The 19,949-nt window shown below is 61.7% G+C and carries 13 protein-coding genes and 1 pseudogene; 4 read left to right on the forward strand and 10 right to left on the reverse strand.

The window, feature by feature from the left end; translation table 11 throughout:
• Positions 1 to 60 precede the first annotated feature (60 nt).
• The 10 genes and pseudogenes from QMX91_RS07335 to QMX91_RS07380 form a co-directional block, all read right to left on the reverse strand.
• Positions 61 to 1,635: an ABC transporter ATP-binding protein gene (locus QMX91_RS07335; RefSeq protein ID WP_282412482.1), complete on the reverse strand. Its 1,575-nt coding sequence runs from the start codon at positions 1,633 to 1,635 to the stop codon at positions 61 to 63.
• Between the two features lies 1 nt (position 1,636).
• Entirely contained in the window at positions 1,637 to 2,659 is a 1,023-nt protein-coding gene (locus QMX91_RS07340; protein ID WP_135295925.1) for an ABC transporter permease, read from the reverse strand.
• Positions 2,659 to 3,723 carry a microcin C ABC transporter permease YejB gene (gene yejB / locus QMX91_RS07345; RefSeq protein WP_282412483.1) on the reverse strand — a complete coding sequence of 355 codons (1,065 nt, stop codon included), beginning with the start codon at positions 3,721 to 3,723 and terminating at the stop codon, positions 2,659 to 2,661. Before yejB ends, QMX91_RS07340 begins: the two co-directional genes overlap by 1 nt.
• Positions 3,710 to 5,560, reverse strand: a complete 1,851-nt coding sequence (locus tag QMX91_RS07350) for an extracellular solute-binding protein (protein WP_282412484.1) — start codon at positions 5,558 to 5,560, stop codon at positions 3,710 to 3,712. Before QMX91_RS07350 ends, yejB begins: the two co-directional genes overlap by 14 nt.
• A gap of 227 nt (positions 5,561 to 5,787) precedes the next feature.
• Positions 5,788 to 8,430 (reverse strand): TonB-dependent receptor, encoded by a 2,643-nt coding sequence (locus tag QMX91_RS07355; RefSeq protein ID WP_282412485.1) that lies wholly within the window; start codon positions 8,428 to 8,430, stop codon positions 5,788 to 5,790.
• A 118-nt stretch (positions 8,431 to 8,548) separates the two neighbouring features.
• Positions 8,549 to 9,052, reverse strand: a complete 504-nt coding sequence (locus QMX91_RS07360) for an RES family NAD+ phosphorylase (RefSeq protein ID WP_027613695.1) — start codon at positions 9,050 to 9,052, stop codon at positions 8,549 to 8,551.
• Positions 9,049 to 9,525, reverse strand: coding sequence for an MbcA/ParS/Xre antitoxin family protein (locus QMX91_RS07365; RefSeq protein WP_282412486.1), 477 nt, complete (start codon positions 9,523 to 9,525; stop codon positions 9,049 to 9,051). The genes QMX91_RS07360 and QMX91_RS07365 overlap by 4 nt, the downstream gene beginning before the upstream one ends.
• 269 nt (positions 9,526 to 9,794) lie before the next feature.
• Positions 9,795 to 12,702 (reverse strand): annotated as a pseudogene (locus QMX91_RS07370) (TonB-dependent receptor).
• Positions 12,703 to 12,792: 90 nt separating this feature from the next.
• Complete coding sequence (locus tag QMX91_RS07375; RefSeq protein ID WP_282412487.1) at positions 12,793 to 13,740, reverse strand: FecR family protein; 948 nt, start codon at positions 13,738 to 13,740, stop codon at positions 12,793 to 12,795.
• Positions 13,737 to 14,246: a sigma-70 family RNA polymerase sigma factor gene (locus QMX91_RS07380; RefSeq protein ID WP_135295930.1), complete on the reverse strand. Its 510-nt coding sequence runs from the start codon at positions 14,244 to 14,246 to the stop codon at positions 13,737 to 13,739. The genes QMX91_RS07375 and QMX91_RS07380 overlap by 4 nt, the downstream gene beginning before the upstream one ends.
• Before the next feature lie 295 nt (positions 14,247 to 14,541).
• Here QMX91_RS07380 and QMX91_RS07385 point away from each other — a divergent pair, with 295 nt between their 5' ends.
• The 4 genes from QMX91_RS07385 to QMX91_RS07400 all read left to right on the forward strand — a co-directional run bounded on the left by QMX91_RS07385 (position 14,542) and on the right by QMX91_RS07400 (position 19,688).
• Positions 14,542 to 16,260, forward strand: coding sequence for a hydrogenase maturation protein (locus QMX91_RS07385; RefSeq protein WP_282412488.1), 1,719 nt, complete (start codon positions 14,542 to 14,544; stop codon positions 16,258 to 16,260).
• 239 nt (positions 16,261 to 16,499) lie between these two features.
• Positions 16,500 to 17,363: a LysR family transcriptional regulator gene (locus tag QMX91_RS07390; protein WP_095136762.1), complete on the forward strand. Its 864-nt coding sequence runs from the start codon at positions 16,500 to 16,502 to the stop codon at positions 17,361 to 17,363.
• 112 nt (positions 17,364 to 17,475) lie between these two features.
• On the forward strand, positions 17,476 to 18,621 hold the full coding sequence (locus QMX91_RS07395) for an SRPBCC family protein (RefSeq protein WP_282412489.1): 1,146 nt from the start codon (positions 17,476 to 17,478) through the stop codon (positions 18,619 to 18,621).
• Positions 18,618 to 19,688, forward strand: a complete 1,071-nt coding sequence (locus QMX91_RS07400) for an SMP-30/gluconolactonase/LRE family protein (RefSeq protein ID WP_135295933.1) — start codon at positions 18,618 to 18,620, stop codon at positions 19,686 to 19,688. Before QMX91_RS07395 ends, QMX91_RS07400 begins: the two co-directional genes overlap by 4 nt.
• Positions 19,689 to 19,949 lie beyond the last annotated feature (261 nt).

Below are 19,949 nucleotides of genomic sequence, written 5' to 3' on the forward strand. Positions count from 1 at the left end.
ATGGGTGACGTGGTGCTCCATAAACTGCAGCATGCACTTTCTTCTACGTTGGAACTGTCATCACCCAGCAAATGATGCCGCCAGCAGTTCCTGCGTATAGGGATGCTGCGCATCGCTGAATAGCGCACTGGTCTCGCCACGCTCCAACACTTCGCCATCCTTCATCACAATCAGGTCATGGGCCAACGCCCGCACCACCGCCAGGTCATGGCTGATGAACAGATAAGTCAGCCCATGCTCTTCCTGCAACCGCCGCAATAAAGCAACGATCTGCTTCTGCACCGTGCGATCCAGTGCCGAGGTCGGCTCATCGAGCAGAATCAAATCAGGCTTGAGCACCAGCGCCCGAGCGATGGCAATCCGTTGCCGCTGGCCACCGGAAAACTCGTGTGGATAGCGATGTCGGGTCGCCGGATCGAGACCGACTTCGCGCAGCACATCGATCACCGCCTGCTCACGCTCGGCAGCATTCAAGTCGCTGTGTACCTGCAAGCCCTCGGCAATGATCTGCTCCACACACAAGCGCGGGCTGAGACTGCCGAACGGGTCCTGAAACACCACTTGCAGGCGTTTGCGTAGCGGCCGCAGTTGCTTGCCACTCAGCTGCTCCAGCGCCTCACCGGCAAAGCGAATGCTGCCCTCGGCGTCGATCAGGCGCAAAATCGCCTGGCCCAAGGTCGACTTGCCCGACCCCGACTCGCCGACAATCCCCAGCGTTTTGCCGCGCTGCAGGTTCAGATCAATGCCCTTGACCGCCTGCAGCCAAGTCTTCGGCCGCAGCCAACCGCCGCCCAGGCGAAAACGCACATGCAGATCGCGCACCTGCAACAAATCCTGCGCCACATCCCGGCACAGCGCTTCGCCCCCCGGCTCGGCGTTGAGCAATTCGATGCTGTACGGATGCTGCGGCGCACGGAACAGCTGCTCGCACGACGCCTGCTCGACGATCCGCCCACTGCGCATCACCGCCACCCGCTGCGCAATGGTGCGCACCAGATTCAGGTCATGACTGATGATCAACAGCGCCATGCCGAGCCGCTGCTGCAAGTCTTTGAGCAGCAACAGAATCCTGCGCTGCACCGTCACATCCAGCGCCGTGGTCGGCTCGTCGGCGATCAGCAGTTGCGGCTCGCAGGCCAGCGCCATGGCAATCATCACCCGCTGGCGTTGACCTCCAGAGAGTTGATGCGGATAGGCCTTGAGCCGTTCGCGCGGTTTCTGAATCCCCACCAGTTCGAGCAGTTCAAGAATCCGTTCACGGGCTTGCGCGCCGGCCAGGCCTTTGTGCAACGCCAGGCTCTCACCGAGTTGCCGCTCGATGGTATGCAGTGGATTCAGTGAACTCATCGGCTCCTGAAAAATCATCGCGATGCGGTTGCCCCGTAACTGGCGCAGATAGCGCTCATGCACACCGAGCAGCTCTTCACCGGCATAACGAATGCTGCCATCGATCCGCGTGATGTTCGGGTCAAGCAATTGCAGGATGCTGTGGGCGGTCACCGATTTGCCGGAGCCAGACTCCCCGACCAGCGCCAGACATTCGCCCGGACGAATATCGAGGTCGATGCCATGCACCACTGGCTGGCCGTTGAATGCCACACGCAGGTCGCGGATTTCAATCAGGTTATCGCTCATCTCAAGCCCTCGGATCATAAGCATCTCGGCAGGCCTCACCGATGAACACCAACAGAGAAAGAATCAGCGCCAAGGCAAAAAACGCCGTCAGCCCCAACCACGGCGCTTGCAGATTGCTCTTGCCCTGGCCAATCAATTCGCCCAGCGAGGCGCTGCCGGCGGGCATGCCGAAACCGAGAAAATCCAGCGCCGACAAGGTCGCGATCGCTCCGGTAAGAATGAACGGCAAATAGGTCAGGGTCGCACTCATGGCGTTGGGCAAGATGTGCCGACTGATCACCTGCGCATCGCCAACCCCCAGCGCCCGCGCGGCTTTCACGTATTCCAGACCGCGGCTGCGCAGGAACTCGGCGCGCACCACATCGACCAGACTCAGCCAGGAAAACAGCGCCATGATCCCCAACAGCCACCAGAAATTCGGCTCGACGAACCCGGACAGGATGATCAGCAGATACAACACCGGCAGCCCCGACCACACCTCCAGCAATCGCTGCCCGAGCAGATCGACCCAACCGCCGTAATAGCCTTGCAAGGCCCCGGCAGCAATGCCGATCAGCGCACTGGCGGCGGTCAGCGCCAAGGCAAACAGCAGTGACACCCGCGTACCGAAGATCACCCGCGCCAGCACATCCCGCGCCTGATCGTCGGTGCCCAGCCAGTTCTCGCCGCTCGGTGGACTCGGTGCCGGTTCAGTCAGGTCGTAATTCACCGTATCGAAACCGAACGGGATCGGCGCAAACCACATCCGCCCGCCCTGCCCCTCGATCAGTTGCCGCACCTGCGCGCTGCGATAGTCCGGCTGGAACGGCAGTTCACCGCCGAAATCCTGCTCGGTGTAGCGCTTGAACGCCGGGAAGTACCACTGGCCCTGATACTCGACCATTAACGGTTTGTCATTGGCGATCAGCTCGCCGCCCAGGCTCAGGCCGAACAACAGTAAAAACAGCCACAACGACCACCAGCCACGTCGATGTGCCTTGAATCGCGCCCAACGGCGCTGTCCTATGGGAGATAAGGTCAGCATCAGGCAGTCCTCGCGGTGAAGTCGATGCGCGGGTCGACCAGCGTGTAGCACAGGTCGCCGAGGAGTTTTATCAGCAGGCCGAACAGGGTGAAGATGAACAGCGAACCGAACACCACCGGGTAATCGCGGGACACCGCCGCTTCGTAACTCAGGCGACCGAGGCCATCCAGCGAGAAGATCACTTCGATCAGCAGCGAGCCGCCGAAAAATACCGTTACCAGCGCTTGGGGCAGCCCGGCCACCACCAGCAGCATCGCGTTGCGAAACACATGGCCGTACAGCACCTGACGGTCACTCAGGCCCTTGGCCCGCGCCGTCACCACATACAGCCGCGAGATCTCGTTGAGAAAGCTGTTTTTGGTGAGGATGGTCAGCGTGGCGAATCCACCGATGACCAGCGCGGTGACCGGCAACACCAGATGCCAGAAGTAGTCCGCGACCTTGGCCCACGGCGACAGCTCGGCGAAGTTGTCCGAGACCAGTCCGCGTACCGGAAACCAGTCCAGCGCGCTGCCGCCGGCAAACACGATGATCAGCAGCAGAGCAAACAGAAACCCCGGCATCGCGTAGCCGACGATGATCGCCACGCTGCTCCAGACATCGAACGCCGAACCGTTGTGCACGGCCTTGCGGATGCCCAGCGGAATCGACACCAGGTAAGTGATCAACGTGGCCCACAAGCCCAGTGACAAGGTCACTGGCAGCTTCTGCCAGATCAGTTCGGTGACGCTGGCACCACGGAAAAAGCTCTGACCGAAATCCAGCTGCGCGTAGCTTTTGAGCATCAACCACAGGCGCTCACCGGCCGGTTTATCGAAGCCGTACTGACGCTCGATGTCGGCCACCAGTTTCGGGTCGAGACCCCGGGTGGCGCGGGATTCGCCACCGATGGTTTCAACATGACCACCGCCCACCGCCGCGCCGACACCAATGCCCTGCAACCGGGCAATCGCCTGTTCCACCGGGCCACCCGGCGCGGCCTGCACGATGACGAAGTTGACCAGCAGAATGGCGAGCAACGTCGGCACGATCAGCAGCAGACGCCGCAGGCTATAACCCAACATGGGCGTACTCCTTTTGCTGTTGCTGCATCTGCGTGGCGGTCAGCGCGGTCGGGCTGATTTCCCACCAGGTATCGAGTCCGGCGTCATACAACGGCGCCGTCGCCGGACGACCAAAACGGTTCCACCACACCGTGGAAATTCCCGGTGGGTAGTAATTGGGAATCCAGTAATAGCCCCACTGCAACACCCGATCCAGGGCATGGGCATTGCGCAACAGGCTTTCGCGGTTGTCGGCCTGCACCAGCCCTTCGAGCAAGGCATCGACCGCAGGATCACGCAGCACCATGTAGTTGTTCGAGCCGGGATCGTCGGCACCGTCGGAACCCAAGTAATTGAACATCTCGCGCCCCGGCGCCTGACTCACCGGGTAGCCGACCACGATCATGTCGTAGTCGCGATTGCGCACGCGGTTGGTGTATTGCGCGGTGTCGACCTGGCGAATATCGAAGCCGATACCGATCTGCGCCAGGTTGCGCTTGAACGGCAGCAGCAGCCGTTCAAAGCCCTTCTGACCGTTGAGAAAAGTGAACTGCAGCGGCTCGCCATTGGCGTTCACCAACTGATCACCACGGGTTTTCCAGCCGGCGGCTTCCAGCAGTTTCAACGCTTGCAACTGCTCGGCGCGGATGTTGCCGCTGCCGTCGGTTTTCGGCGCTTCGAATACCTCGGTGAATACCTCGTCGGGGATCTTGCCGCGCCACGGCTCGAGGATTTTCAGCTCCTCGGCATCCGGTAACTCGGTGGCCGACAACGCACTGTGCGAGAAGTAACTGCGCTGGCGCAGGTACATGCTGCGCATCATTTGCCGATTGCTCCATTCGAAATCCCAGAGCATGGCGATCGCCTGCCGCACCCGGCGATCCTGAAACATGGTTTTTTGCAGGTTGAACACGAAACCCTGCGAACCTTGCGCAGCACCCGGCGCCAGATGTTCGCGAAGCAATTTGCCCTGCTCCAGCGCCGCGCCGGCATAGCCGATGGTGTAACTGGTCGCGGAAAACTCGCGGTTGTAATCGAAGCCACCGGCCTTGAGCACTTGCCGGGAAACATCGGTGTCGGCGAAGAATTCCACGCTCAGGTGATCGAAGTTATACAGGCCGCGAGTGATCGGCAGGTCCTTGGCCCACCAGTCGGCAACACGCTGGAATTTCACGCTGCGCCCGGCATCCACCGCGCTGATCCGGTACGGGCCGCTGCCCGGCGGGATCTCGAAACCGGCGCCCTCGGCGAAGTTGCGCGTACGCCACCAGTGCTCGGGCAACACCGGCAGCGTCGCCAGATCCAGCGGCAAGGTGCGGCTGTCGTTGTTCTTGAAGTTGAAGCGCACTTGCGTTGGCGACTCCACCACTACGTCGGCGACGTCACTAAACTGCTGGCGATATTTGAGGCTGCCCTGAGTGGTGAACAGCTCGAAGGTGTAACGCACGTCTTCGGCAGTGATTGGCGTGCCGTCGTCGAACCGGGCCTTGGGATTGAGGTAGAAGCGCAGCCAGCGACGATCCGCATCCAGTTCCATCTGCTGCGCCACCAGGCCGTAGACGCTATAGGGTTCGTCCTTGCTGCGATAGGCCAGCGGCGCGTAGAGCCAGCCATCGATGTCGGCGACACCGGTGCCTTTGTCGATGTACGGAATCAGGTGATCGAACGGACCGCTTTCCAGTGAGGAGCGGCGCAGTGTCCCGCCCTTGGGGGCGTTGGGGTTGGCGTAGGCCAGGTGTTGAAAGTCCGGGGCGTATTTGGGGGCTTCGCCATAGACCGTGAGGGCAGGTTGCGGGACGGCCCAACTGAATGGGCTTAGCAGCGCAAAAGCGCTGAACAGAATGAGCCTGGATAGCATTGGCAGATCCTTTTTGCAGGGTGTTGCTACTGGCCTCTTCGCGAGCAAGCCCGCTCCCACAAGGAAGTTGTGCTCACCGCAGATTCCCCGTGGGAGCGGGCTTGCTCGCGAATAGGCCAGTACAGTCACCCAACATCCTGCCTACCTGTGATGTGCAACAGGCCGGCGATTTTTATAGAGCAGGCTTAGATCAATAAGTGACTAAAACCCGCCGCCTCTGGGCATTCTCAGAACTTGTAATTGACCCGTGTGTACAGCGTCCGCCCGAACGGGTCGCCGTATTTCGGGTCGTAGCCGCTCTGGAAGGTGTAGGTCTGGTTGCTGAACGGTGGCTCGCGGTCGAACAGGTTCTTCGCGCCGAGGGTCACGCTGAGGGTTTTACGCCAGGTGTAGGTGCCGGCCAGATCCCAGACGTTGTACGAACCAACGTAATCGTGGGTCTCGCGGTCGGAGTCGTGGTAACCGCTGGTGTAGCGGTTGGTCAGGGCGATACCGTAGGGGCCGTAATTCCAGCTGCCGGTCAGGCTGTGGCGCCAGCGGGCCACGGCACCGGCCGAGGAAAAGTCGCCGCCGCGGAAATCGCCGAGCTTGTCGATGTAGTCGCCCTTGAGCTGCTGCTGGTACTCGTACCGACTGACATAGGTGCCCTGCAGGCCGATCCCGAAGTTGCCGTACGGAGTGCTCGGCAAACGGTAGTCGAAGCTGACGTCGACGCCATTGGTCTTGATCTTGCCGAGGTTGGCCAGGCCGGTAACGATGTGATCTATGGAGCCGTCCGGCTTGCGCACCAGACGATCCGGATACAGCTCCGGGTTTTCGAACACCGCCGATTCGGGGAATTCGGCGATCTGGTTGGCGATGTTGATCCACCAGAAATCCAGCCCGGTGGTCAGACGTTCGAACGGCTGATAGACGAAACCGAGGGTGACGTTGCGCGCGGTTTCCGGACTGAGGTCCGTATTGCCACCGGTGCGGCTGTAGAACTGCTGGGCGCAGTCGCGGTTGGCGATCCCGCCGTTGCTCGGGTTGCCACCGGCACACAGTCGCGGGTCGTTGTAATTGGCGACGGTGAACGTCGTGAAGTTGGGGTTGTACAACTCGTACAGTGACGGTGCGCGAAAACCTTCACTGTAGGCGCCGCGCACCACCAGTTCCTTGAACGGCTGGAAGCGGAACGAGTACTTCGGGTTGGTGGTGCTGCCGAAGTCGCTGTACTTGTCGTGGCGCACGGCGGCGGACAATTCGAGGCTGTCGAGCACCGGCACGTTGACCTCGGCGTACTGCGCCGAGACGCTGCGATCACCGGCGACACTGGCATTGGGGTCGACACCCAGGCTCTGCACGTCGGCGGCGAACTGGGCGAAGTCCTGATGGAAATCTTCCTTGCGGTATTCGCCACCCAGCGCCAGTGCCGAAGGACCGGCGCCGAACCAGTCACCGATCTCGCGACTGACACGTCCATCAATCGCCTTCACCCGCCCCACTGCCGTCGAGTAATCGCCGTCCACCGCATTGGCCGCTAGCAGCGCCTGCCCGGCAGCGGTCTGCGCGCCAAACGGGTTGATGATGCCGTTGGCAATACCGGCGCTGACGGCGCGGTCATTGACGTAGCCGGCCTCGATGGCATTGACCACTTTGTTCTGGTTGTACGACGCGCCGACGTTGTAGTCCCAACCGACCACGCTGCCGTCGAAACTCAACAGCAAACGCTGGCCGGTGTTGTCGTCTTCGTGCTGGCGCGCGCCTACGGCGGTTTCGCGCCAGTTCACATCCACCGGTTGCGTCGGGTCGAGGGCGAAACCGTTGGGGCCGGGAGTAATGCCGTTACCGGGATAGAACGTCGTGCCGGGATTGACCTGATTGCCCATCAGCGTACCGGGGCCGATCTGCGTGCGGTTTTCGTTACGTGCCCAGAAGTATTCGAGGCTGACGTTGTGATCATCCGCGAGCTTGCCGGTGGCTTTGGCGAAAGCCGAGGTCTTCTCGGTTTCCGGCACCAGATCGAGGTAGTTCCACAGGCTCTGGCGGCAGATGCCATTGCGCGCCAGCAACCCCGGTGCATTGCAAGCGGAACTGGCCAGCGGGTTGGTGGCGTTGCTGCCCTGACTCCAGTTGGCCGGCGATGCGGTGCCGGAGGTGTAATCGAGGCCGCGTCCCGGCTGGTAGTTGTAGGTGTAGCCACGATCCTCGGCAGCCAGGCGTTGCTGCTTGTCATGACTGACCACGCCGAACACGTTGAAACGATCATCCTGCAAATCGCCGAAGCCCCAACTGCCGCTGAAGTTACGACTTTCACCACCGCCGGCATGGGTCGGCGTGTCGTAGTTGGTGCTGAGCTGGCCTTCCGTGAGGCTGGTCTTGGTGATGAAGTTGATCACCCCGCCGATCGCATCGGTGCCGTACAACGCCGAAGCACCGTCACGCAGTACTTCGACGCGATCAATGGCGGCGAACGGAATGGTGTTCAGGTCAACCCCGGAGCCATTGATCGCATTGGTCGCGTTGTTGCTCAGCCGCCGACCATTGAGCAGCACCAGCGTCTTGTTCGGGCCGATACCGCGCAAATCGGCATACGACGCCCCACCGCTGCTCGAACCCACCGAACGACCGGAGCCGACCGAGGACTGGTTGGCGGAAATCCGGCTGACCAGTTCTTCCGTGGTGCTCACCCCCTGCTCGCGCAGTTCTTCAACTCGCAGAATGGTGACCGGCACCGCGGTTTCCGCATCGACCCGGCGAATCGCCGAGCCGGTGACTTCCACCCGTTGCAACTGGGTCGTGGGTTCGTCGCTAGCGACTGCCGGCAAGGTATTGATCGCCAGCAGCAAGGCCAGGCTCAAACGGGATCTAACGGGTGAAAAATGGATCATGAACAGCCATCCCTGCGTTTTGGTTTATGCAGGGATGTGCAATGGACAGCAGGGTTTTATAGAGCTCGATTTAGACCGTTGGGTGATGAGGTTATGCAAAAAAAATGGCAGGTGTGGATCAAGCCAGTTCCATCTCCCTCAGCAACCGGGTATCCAGCCCAAACCGCTCCTGGGAAACCATCCTGAACTGCCCTTCAGCCAATTCGCAGCTCACCAGCAGATTCCACGAGTGCCGGGTTGCCGCCGAGGGGATCAGTACAAACGGATGCTCTGCCAACAACGCATCGGCGAACAGTTGTTGATTGGGGGAAGGCTTGGCGGGGCTCAACCAATAAGGATTCGGCACATCCTCCGGCTGGACGATTTTCACTTTTGCTTCGCTGACGACCTCAAAACACGTGAGCACATAAGGTTCACTGTCCAGCGCATCAAAGCTGTGATTGGCTGCCACCTCCAGAATGGCCGACGACGGATCGACTGATGCATAAACGACTCGCCGCCCCGGTATGTTCCATCGGCCACCATTGAGATTCGAACCCATCCCGCTGTCCCACGTCCCGCCATAAACCTCGGGGTCCAGCCGCCAGGCATACCAGTGCTCGTCCCAGGGCAAGGGATTCATGTGTAAACCCCGTATATCAGTTGCCCCAGATACTGCTCCACCATCTGAAACCCCAGTGAATGCCGAATAAACTCCACCGGTACGCGACCGTTCAGGTAGGTGCTGGGCTTGCGCAGCCACTCCTCGGCCCGTGACTGCCTCCCGAAGGCGCGAGTCGCCTTTTCCAGCACCAAGGCATATTGGTAGGCGACGACGCTCTGCTGCGGGTCAAGCCGTACCATTTTACCTTCCTTCAGTAATCGGCGTACGGTGCTGACTGACTTGCCGGTGATGCGTTTGACCATGTCGCCTTGCAGATAAAGCTCAGAGGTTGAAAGCATGTTGACGACATCGTTCAGCTCAAAACCTTTGTCGGTCAGGTCAACGATCAGAAAGGCATCGTCACCTATGTTCCGGCCATTCACGAGCAAGTCGACAGGTCTGCCCTCGGCCCTCTTCACCCCCGTCAGCCGGGGTACCTTGACGCTGGGCATCGTGACCTCCTCCATGGGGCATCTGGCACGATCGGTGCGCCAGTGAAGGCGATGGGAATAAGCAGGCGTTTCGTATTCGAGGTGGGGAGTTCGCATAATCCATCCGTTATCAGAGGCCTGAGCGTCCAAGCCGTTTACGACTTCAATGTCATGTCCGATGCTATAGATCGCGCTTCCGACGACCAACCTGAGAATGTCGTCGGAAATATCCCCGTTTCTGCGAAATCCAGACCTGTTTCCGTAGGACATTACCCACGAATACCGCGCGCTCAACTGCCGAAGTGATAACTCACATCCAGCCACCACTGCCGCCCGTACGGGTCATAGTTACCGGTCGGGTAATACGGCCAGCCAGCCGAGTCATCGTGTTTGATCTGGTTGAGCACGTTGTTCACGGTCAGGCCGACGCTGGCGCGGTCGTTGAGTTTGTAGCGGGCGCTGGCGTTGAACACCGTCCATGGCGACAGACGCCCGTCACCCGCGCCGTTGGTCACCGACCCATAGCGAATGCCCATCAGCGTCGCCGTGGCCTTCTGGTAATCCCAGGTCAGACTGGCGTTGACCTTGCTGCGCCAGTCGTAGTTGGTGCGCGAGGTGCGCCAGTCCTGAGTCGGTGCTTCGTCCGACTCCTTGTAGTAATGCGATAGCACCAGGGTGTAGCCCAGCGCCGAACTGAACGCCCCGTACTGACCGGCGCTCCAGCGGATGTTGCTCTTGAAGTCCAGACCGCTGACCCGCTCGCTGGCGGCGTTGATCGCGTTGACCCGCACCCGTTGCAGCTGATTCGGATCGATGGCGGCACTGCCCGGATTGCGGTCGATGCGTGCCAGAGTCGATTGGCAGTTGGCCGAATTGATGTCCTGGGTGCCGTTGCGGCATTCGTTCTCTTGCTGCAACAGGCGGTTTTCGTCGACGGTGGTCAGCAGGTCGTCGATCTCTACACGCCAGAAATCGGTGGAGAAATCGAAGTGGCGCGACGGCGACCAGACAAACCCATAGGTCCAGGATTTGCCGCGCTCGGACGCAAGATCCGGGGTGCCGCTCTGGGTGTAGTCGACCCGCCCACGATCACACGCGCCCTGCACGCCCTGGCTGCAACCGTAGTAGTCGATCTGCGCCGGGTAGTAACCGTTGCTGGTAATTCAGGTCCGGCGCGCGGAAACTGGTGCCGTAACTGCCGCGCAGCAAAAGACTGGTGATCGGGCGCCATTCGAGGCCGAGGTTATAGGTTTTCTGCTGCTCGCTGCGGCCGCTGAATTTGTATTGATCCCAACGCCCGGCGGCGGTGGCCAGCACGGTATCGGTGACCGGAATGCTGAACTCGCCGCCCGCCGCGTAGCGCTTGCGCGAACCGCCGGAGCTTTGCGCCGGGCTCACGCCATAAAAGGTGCCGTTATTCAGCGCGTCATCCGGGTCGACGCGATATTCCTGCTTGCCCGCTTCCAGCACGCCGGCGAATCCGACCGGGCCGGCCGGCAGGTCAAACAAGTCGCCATTGATCGAGGCGTTGTAGCTGGTGGAAACCGACTTGCTGCGCTGGGTCAGGTTGCTGCGAAACTGCTCCCACTCTTGTGGCGTCAGCGGGCGATCGAGGCGCGAGGCGTCCGGGGCGAACACCGGATAACCGCCACTCACGCCCAATTGCGGGCCGAGGTAGAAATCCTGAATCGATGACAGCGGCGTGTAGCGCGTGGTTCGGACGCTGCGGTACTCCGAGCGGTTGGCCGCCAGATCATAGCTCCAGCCGGTGTCGGCGATCTTGTCCGAGAGGCCGAGGGTGCCGGTCCATGAAGTGTCGGTCCACTTGCTGTTGTTGCTGGTGCGACCACCGATTTCCTCTTCACCGTAACGGCGATACCAGCGCTCGAGATTGCCGCTGTTCTGGTTGATGAAGTCCGGCGAAGTAAAAGTCGGGCCACGGGTGTTGTTCTGGATGTGATCGAGGCCATACATCAAGTCGGCAAACACCTGACCGCTGTCGCTGAAGTGCCAGGTGCCGCGGGTGTAGCCGTCGTAGTTTTCCTTTTGCGTCTGGATCGTCCAGTAATCGTTGTACATCTGATCGGTGCGGCAACGACCCGCGTTGTTCAGCAGCTTGTTATCGAAAGTGCCTTGATAGGCGCCGCAACCGGGGCCGAGGTAGCGGTTGTTGCTCAGGTCGCGACGGTAACCGACATCCGCCAGCGGGCCGCTCTGCATGAAGCCGCGATCGTCGGCCCAGATCGGATCGCGGTTGGTCAGCTCCAGGCCGAACAAGCCGTCGAAGTCGCCCCAGCTGCCGCCGCCGCTGATTTGCAGGCGCTGATTGTCGCCACCGCCGCGCTCGCTGGTGCCGCCCTTGAGATTGACGTCGATGCCATTGATCTGCTTCTTGAGGATGATGTTGACCACCCCGGCAATCGCGTCCGAACCGTAGATCGCCGAGGCGCCGCTGCTGAGAATTTCGATACGGTCGATGACTGCCGAGGGAATGTTCGCCAGGTTGGTGAAGTTGACCTTGCCATCGTATGGCGTCGGGTAATCGGCGACGCGCCGGCCGTTGATCAGCACCAGCGTGTGATTGGGGCCGAGGCCACGCAGGTTGATTGCGCTGGCTGCTGGCTGCCAGGTGTTGCCGTAGTCCTCGCCCTGGGTCATGCCGGTGTTTTGCGTCTGCGTTGCCAAGGCGTCGTAGACGTTCTTGTAGCCGCGCGCTTCCATTTCTTCATGGGTGATGACGTTGACCGGGGTCGCGCCATCACTCTGCGCACGGGCGATTCGCGAGCCGGTGACGGTGACTTTTTCCATGCGGTAATCGGCGCTGGTCGCCGGGGCCACGGCACTGACTTTGGCCGCCACCGGTGTGCTCGCCGCGCCTTCACGCACGCTCAGGCCCTGGGCACTTTGCTCGACTTGCAGGCCGCTGCCGAGCAAGGCCTTCTCGACGGCCTGACGCCCGCCCAACGCACCGCGCACCGCACTGCTGCGCTTGCCTTGCACCAGATTCTGGCTGAAGGAAATCGGTACGCCGGTCTGGCGTGAGATATCCAGCAAGACCTCATCCAGCGGGCCGCTGGCGATGTCGAAGGTGTAGACCTGGGCCGCAGAATCCTGCGCATACACCGCGATCGGCCCTAGCCCCATCGCCAATGCGGCGGCGAGGGTCAGGCGCGGTAATTGTTGTTTGAATGAAATCATCAAGGGCTTCCCTGTTGAAGGCGTCTGCAGGGAATGAGCAGCGGGCCGGCGCTTTTTATAGGGCGGCGATTAGGCCAAGAAGTTATGACGCTATAACCGCGCGCCGATGCTGACCCAATAGGGGTTGTGCCAGGTGACGCGGATCGGCAGCGAGCGCTCCAGCAGTTGCAGGGTGCGGTCGCTGTCATCGAGCGGATAGAGGCCGCTCAGGCGCAGATCGGCCACCTCGGGACTCAGGTGCAGAATGCCCCGGCGATAGCGGCGCAGGCTTTCGATCACTTCGCTCAGCGGCCGGTCGCGCACTTCCAGGCAACCTTGCACCCATGCGCTTTCCTGACCGTTGCTGCGTTCGAGGGCGAGAATGTCCTGGGCGTTGAACAGCAGACTTTCCCCCGCCTCCACCACCTGCCGCGCACCGCCGGCGGTGACCACTTCGACCTGCGAATGCAGCATCACCAGCCGCGTAGAATCGTCGCCCTGTTGCACCAGAAATTTCGTCCCTAGCGCCCGCATCCGCCCATGTTCGGTCTCGACCACGAACGGCCGCGCGGGATCCTTGGTGACGTCCACCAGCAACTCACCCGAGCGCAACGCCAGCAAGCGTTGAGTCGCATCGAATCGCGCCACCACCCGCGTCCGCGCATTCAGGCTCAGCGCACTGCCATCCTCCAGGGTGAAATCGCGCCGCTCGCCGGTGCCGGTCGCCAACTCCCCCGCTTCCGGCAGCCAGCCATAGCGGCGCCCGAGCAGACCGGCCAGCACCGCGATGCCGAGCACGCTCAAGCTGCCACTGACAAAGCGCCGCCGGCTCGACGGCGCATTCAGGCTGTGCAGCAGACTGTTGCGCGGCAGCCCGCGCAAGGTCGGGTTGCGCAGCAGGTTCAGGCCACCGCCCATTTGTTCGATGATCCGCTGATGCCGTGGGTCAGCCGCGCGCCACGCTTCGAATGCCGCGCGCTCGCCAGCACTGGCTTCGCCGGACTGCAACAGCGCCATCCACTGCGCCGCCTCGTCGATCACCGCCTCGTCCGGCCTCATGCCTGCATCGCCTGATAGCAGCGTTTGAAGGCTTCGACCATGTACTGCTGCACACGGCTAGTGGAAACCCCGAGCCGTTCGCCGATTTCGCTGTAGGTCAAACCGTCGAGCTGATGGTAGAGAAACGCGGCTTTGGCCTTGGCCGACAAACCATTGAGCAAGCGATCGACCGCCAGTAACGCCTCGATCACCAACGCGCGTTCTTCCGGTGATGGATGCACCGGTTCCGGCGCCAGCGCCAGGCTTTCCAGATAAGCGCGTTCCAGGTCCTGGCGGCGCCAGCCTTCATAGACCAACCGTCGGGCGATGGTGGTCAGCAGCGCCCTGGGTTCGCGAATCGCGCTCGGGTCCGGCAAGGCCAGCACCCGTAAAAAGGTTTCCGAGGCGATGTCCTGTGCGCTGTGCGGGCAACCCAGCGTGCGGCCAACGGCAGCGCACAGCCAGCGATAGTCCTTTTGGAACATTTGCCCAATCATCCGGTAATGCGGGTTTTGAACATCCCCCATGCCTTGCTCCCTGAAACGGGTCCCACCCGCTGCGAAAAACCATCGTTCTGCCGGGATCGTCCGGCTCTTGATCAGGCGCGACTGTGCAATAGCGTTGCGGACATTTGAAGTAATTAAAAATCAGGATAAGCAAACCTTTGAGAATAAGGCGCTCCGTCGCCGCAGAAATATTGACTGACACAACGTTGACCCTGATCAGTTGCCCGCGCGCAGCCACTCTCTAATCTGCGCGCTTCATCGAACGCCAAGGACGGCTCACCGGGAGCCCGCGGCTATCCCTTCAAGGAAGAAAACCATGCGATCACTGAAGATTATTCTGCTGTCATCGGCCTTCAACGGCCTGACTCAACGCGCCTGGCTGGAACTGCGTCAGGCCGGGCACTCGCCCAGCGTCGTGGTGTTCACCGACGAGGCGTCGGTGTGCGAACAGATCGAACACAGCGGCGCCGATCTGGTGATCTGCCCGTTCCTCAAGGACCGCGTACCGCAGGCGCTGTGGAGCAATGCGCGGCGCCCGGTGGTGATCATCCACCCGGGCATCGTCGGCGATCGTGGCGCCAGCGCGCTGGACTGGGCGATCACCAACGAACTCACACGCTGGGGCGTGACCGCGCTGCAAGCGGTGGAAGAAATGGACGCCGGCCCGGTCTGGGCCACCTGCGAATTCAATCTGCCGTCGGGCTTGCGCAAGTCCGAGCTGTACAACGGGCGGGTCAGCGATGCGGCGATTCGCTGCATTCGCGAAGTGGTCGAGAAGTTCATCGACGGCTTCGTTCCGGTCGCACTGGATTACACCGACCCAAAAGTCCGGGGTCGCTTGCAGCCAAACATGAAGCAGGACGACCGCACCTTCAGCTGGCACGACTGCTCGCGGTTCATCAAACGCTGCATCGACGCCGCGGACGGCCAGCCCGGGGTCTTGGCAAGCCTGGCCGGCGGGCAGTATTACGTGTACGACGCGCACCTCGATCAGCGCACCGGGATTCCCGGCAAAATCCTCGCGGTGCATGACGACGCGGTGCTGGTCGCCACCGGCGATCACAGCCTGTGGATCGGCTCGTTGCGGCGCAAGCCGCTACCCGGCGAGGAGACCTTCAAGCAACCGGCGCGGCATGTGCTGGCCGGGCAACTGAACGGCGTGCCGACCCTCGACTGGTCGATCGCCAGCGAGCCGTTCAACGACGAGGCCTATCAGCCGATCCGCTACCGCGAATCCGGGCATGTCGGCGAGCTGACGTTCGAGTTCTACAACGGTGCGATGAGCACCGAACAGTGCCAGCGCATGGTTGAAGCGCTGCGCTGGGCCAAGTCTCGGGACACTCGCGTGCTGTTGATCAAGGGCGGGCGCGGCAGCTTCTCCAACGGCGTGCACCTGAACGTGATCCAGTCGGCGCAGGACCCCGGCGCTGAAGCGTGGGCGAATATTCAGGCGATCGACGATGTCTGCGCCGAACTGCTCAGCGCGCGGCAACTGGTGGTCAGCGGCGTGACCGGCAATGCCGGGGCCGGCGGCGTGATGCTCGCACTGGCTGCTGACATCGTGTTTGCCCGGGCCGACATCGTGCTCAATCCGCATTACAAAAGCATGGGCCTGTATGGCTCGGAATACTGGACCTACAGCCTGCCCCGCGCCGTCGGCCCGGCGATGGCCGAGCAACTGACCCAGGCCTGCCTGCCGGTCAGTGCCACGCAGGCGCTGCAACTGGGCATGGTCCAGGAAATCGGCCCGCGCTGCCCGGATGAGTTTTCCTTGTGGTTGTTGCAACGGGCCAACGCGGCGCTGACCGACCCGACCTATGCTGCCGTGCGCGAGCGCAAGTTGCGCGTGGATCAGGTGCTGATCGAGCAATGTCGGGAAAGCGAACTGCAAGAGATGCAGGAAGACATGCTCTACAACCGCAACCAGTTTGCCGAGAAGTGCAGCCACTTCGTCTACAAGCGCAAAGCCTGCGGCACGCCGGCGCGATTGGTGGAAGACTGGGCGCGGGTGCGTTCGACCGAGTTGGCCAGTTGATTTTGCGGTGACTGCCTTCCCCTCACCCTGGCCCTCTCCCAAGGGAGAGGGAACTGACCAAAGTGTCTGGCGCCCAGTATCGACCTGGAATATCTCGGCCGATTATGGATTCAACGCTGATCGCTCAAGTCGGTGTATTTCTTCAATATTCCCCAATCAGTCCCCTCTCCCTCCGGGAGAGGGTTAGGGTGAGGGGCTTTTGCCTTTACAATGCCCGCACCTCAGACACCGGCCCGCCCATGGACATCGACCTCGCCCGCACCTTTCTGGAAATCGTTCGCCACGGCAGTCTCGCGGCGGCGGCGCAGAAGCTGTTCGTCACGCAGACAGCGATCACCGCCCGGGTGCAGAAACTCGAAAGTCAGCTGGGCAGTACGCTGTTCGTGCGCAACCGCGCCGGGGCGAAACTGACTGCCAACGGCGAGGCCTTCGTGGTCTACGCCAATCAACTGGTGCAGACCTGGGAAGCCGCGCGGCGCGACCTGCCGTTGCTGGACGGCTATCACAACGTGCTGCACATCGGCGGCGAAGTCAGCCTGTGCAACCCGTTGATGCTCAGCTGGGCCGCCGAACTGCGCGAGAAGATTCCCGGCCACGCCCTGCGCATGGAAATCCGCGACGGTGAAAACCTGTTGCGCCAACTCGAACTCGGCGTGCTCGATGCCGCGCTGGTCTATCAGCCGGAATACTGGCCGGGCCTGCAGGTTGAGCAGGTGCTGGAAGAAAAACTGATTCTGGTGCGTGCGCCGAACCGCCCGGATCCCTACGTCTACATCGACTGGGGGCCGGATTTTCGTCGCCAGCACGACGCCGCACTGCCGGAGAAGGCCAAAGCCGCGCTGAGTTTCAACCTCGGCCCGTTGGCCCTGCAATACATCCTCGAACATGGCGGCAGTGGCTACTTCCGTACCCGTGTGGTGCGCAGCTATCTGGAAACCGGCGCACTGGAAGCGGTCACCAAAGCCCCGGAATTCGGTTACCCGACCTATCTGGTGTACGCCCGCGAGCGCGACTCGGCGACGCTGCAACAGGCGTTCGATCTGCTGCGCCAGGTAATCGCCACCGATGACGACTGGTCGCAACGCTGGAACCCGCTGAGCTGAGTCGGCCGCTTTACACCGGAGCATGGCGCAACTGACCTCAAGGTCCGGCCTGCACAAACGGCCGGATCGGCTAATCTGCCGGGTATAACAACAATACCCACAGGTGAACGCAGTGAGGCAGACCACCGAGGCATTCCGCAGCCGCTATCGCGCGGCCATTCATCCGTTGTACAACCCGTGGCTGCACGGCGCCTTCGTGCTGCTGTTCGGCGTACTCGCGATCGGCGCCTTCTGGAGCAGCGCGCATCAGGTGCAGCCGCTGGAATGGCTGAGCGTGCCGCTGACCCTGCTGTTGTTCAACTTTGGCGTGTACATGGTTCATCGCCATCTCGGTCACCACAAAAAGACTTTGGCCAAGCTGTTCTATGCCCGGCATGCGGGCGACCATCACAGCTTTTTCACCCCCGGCCACATGACGTATGACGGCGCCCGCGACTGGCGGGTGATTCTGTTTCCAGCCTGGCTGATCGTCGTGCATACGCTGGTTTTCACCCTGCCGCTGTGGTGGCTGCTCGCGCAGTTCAACACCAATGTCGCCGGGCTGTTCGGCGGCTGCATGGTCCTGGGTTATCTGACCTACGAGGTGTTTCACGCCTGCGAGCATTTGCCACCGCACAATCTGCTGACCCGCCTGCCGTGGATCCGCCAGATGCGTCATCTGCACGAATTGCATCACCGCCGCGAGTGCATGCAGGAGCGTAATTTCAATATCGTTTTTCCGCTGATGGATTACCTGTTCGGCACCCTGTACTGGGACCCGCAACCCGCCCCGTTGCGCTATTCGAGATCGCCCATGACCCGCATGCAGCACCAGATCGATATCGCCGGCGAACCGATCGCCGTGCTCCGCTACGCCGCCAGCGTCAACCACTGGCCCGAGTGGCACCCGTCGTCGCTGAAAATCGACGGACCGCAAGGCCCGCTGCATGCTGGCGCGCGTTTCGAAGAAGACATTCATGCCGGCGGGCGCGCCGGCCATTTGCGCTGGGAGGTCACCGAATACCTGCCCGGTCGCCGTTGGTGCGCTCAGGCGCGGGGCGATCATGGCTTGTCGCTGTTGCTGACCTACGAGTGCGCGGCGCAAGGCGACGGCACGCGGTTCGTGCGCACTCTGGATTACCGGTTCGAGGGACTGGGCATGCGCCTGGCCAATCTGCTGTTGCTCAAGCGCCGCATCGAACGTGAATCGGCGACCTCGATGCAGGCCCTGCGCGACATGGCGCTCAGGCACCTGACGCTGACCGGGCACCTTTCATGAAGCGCCTGCTGTTACTGCTGGTGATCCTCGTCATCGCGTTTCTGCTGCTGATGCCGACCAAGGTGCAGCCGGTGGCGTGGAAACCGCCAGCGGCGCCGTCACTGAACGAAGGGGTCTACGCGGAAAACCAGCGGCTCAAGGCCGCCAAACAGGTTGGCCCGAGCGACATCGACGGCCCCGAAGCACTGCTGCTGGAGGGCGATTACCTGATCACTGGCCTGCATGACGGGCGAATGATCCGCACCAGCCTCGATGGCAAGGAGCGCAAGGTGCTGAGCGACACTGGCGGCCGGCCGCTGGGCCTGGCGCGGCATCCCAACGGTTTGCTGGTGATTGCCGACGGGGTCAAGGGTCTGCTCTCGCTCGACGCCCAGGGTCAGTTGATTCCTCTGACCACCGAGGCCAATGGCCTGCCTTTCGGTTTTACCGACGACGTGGCGATCGACAAGTCCGGGCACTACGCCTATTTCAGCGATGCCAGCAGCCGTTGGGGTTACGGCCATGACGGTGAGGCGATCATTGAACATGGCGGTGACGGGCGCCTGCTGCGCTATGACTTTCAGACCGGCAAGACCAGCGTGCTGCTGGACAAACTGCAGTTCGCCAACGGCGTGACCCTCGGCCCGGATGACGCTTATGTGCTGGTCAACGAAACCGGCGCCTATCGCATCAGCCGTTACTGGCTGACGGGACCCAAAGCCGGTACCCATGACCTGTTCATCGACAACCTGCCCGGCCTGCCGGACAACCTCGCGTTCAATGGCAGCAACCGCTTCTGGGTCGCGCTGTATGCACCGCGCAGTGCCTTGCTCGATCGGACCGCCGGGCATCCGCGGGTGCGCAAGATGATCGTGCGCGCGCTGACGGTGCTGCCAAAACCGGTGGAGAAACGCGGGTTCGTCCTGGGGCTGGATCTTGAGGGCAAGGTGATCGCCAATCTGCAGGACGCCAGCAGCGGCAATTACTCGCCGATCACCACAGCGCGCGAGTATGGGGACTGGTTGTATTTGGGGTCGCTGAAGGCTACGCACATGGCGCGGTTGCCGTTGGCGGATGCATTGAAATGATGCATGGCAAATGTGGGAGCTGTAATTCCAATGTGGGAGCGAGCTTGCTCGCGAAAGCGGAGTGTCAGGCAACGATAATGTTGAATGGGCTGGCCTCTTCGCGAGCAAGCCCGCTCCCACAGGGGAACCGCATTCCAATGTGGGAGCGAGCTTGCTCGCGAAGGCGGAGTGTCAGGCAACGATGATGTTGAATGGGCTGACCTCTTCGCGAGCAAGCTCGCTCCCACAGGTTCAAGCGGCTGGCACAACCTTTGTGGACAC

It is taken from the genome of Pseudomonas sp. PS01299 (assembly GCF_029960145.1).
Lineage (GTDB): Bacteria > Pseudomonadota > Gammaproteobacteria > Pseudomonadales > Pseudomonadaceae > Aquipseudomonas > Aquipseudomonas putida_A.

Coding starts and splice junctions, on each gene's coding strand:
- QMX91_RS07335 (WP_282412482.1), bottom strand. CDS start 1,635: ATGAGCGATAACCTGATTGAAATCCGCGACCTGCGTGTGGCATTCAAC.
- QMX91_RS07340 (WP_135295925.1), bottom strand. CDS start 2,659: ATGCTGACCTTATCTCCCATAGGACAGCGCCGTTGGGCGCGATTCAAG.
- yejB (WP_282412483.1), bottom strand. CDS start 3,723: ATGTTGGGTTATAGCCTGCGGCGTCTGCTGCTGATCGTGCCGACGTTG.
- QMX91_RS07350 (WP_282412484.1), bottom strand. CDS start 5,560: ATGCTATCCAGGCTCATTCTGTTCAGCGCTTTTGCGCTGCTAAGCCCA.
- QMX91_RS07355 (WP_282412485.1), bottom strand. CDS start 8,430: ATGATCCATTTTTCACCCGTTAGATCCCGTTTGAGCCTGGCCTTGCTG.
- QMX91_RS07360 (WP_027613695.1), bottom strand. CDS start 9,052: ATGAATCCCTTGCCCTGGGACGAGCACTGGTATGCCTGGCGGCTGGAC.
- QMX91_RS07365 (WP_282412486.1), bottom strand. CDS start 9,525: ATGCCCAGCGTCAAGGTACCCCGGCTGACGGGGGTGAAGAGGGCCGAG.
- QMX91_RS07375 (WP_282412487.1), bottom strand. CDS start 13,740: ATGAGGCCGGACGAGGCGGTGATCGACGAGGCGGCGCAGTGGATGGCG.
- QMX91_RS07380 (WP_135295930.1), bottom strand. CDS start 14,246: ATGGGGGATGTTCAAAACCCGCATTACCGGATGATTGGGCAAATGTTC.
- QMX91_RS07385 (WP_282412488.1), top strand. CDS start 14,542: ATGCGATCACTGAAGATTATTCTGCTGTCATCGGCCTTCAACGGCCTG.
- QMX91_RS07390 (WP_095136762.1), top strand. CDS start 16,500: ATGGACATCGACCTCGCCCGCACCTTTCTGGAAATCGTTCGCCACGGC.
- QMX91_RS07400 (WP_135295933.1), top strand. CDS start 18,618: ATGAAGCGCCTGCTGTTACTGCTGGTGATCCTCGTCATCGCGTTTCTG.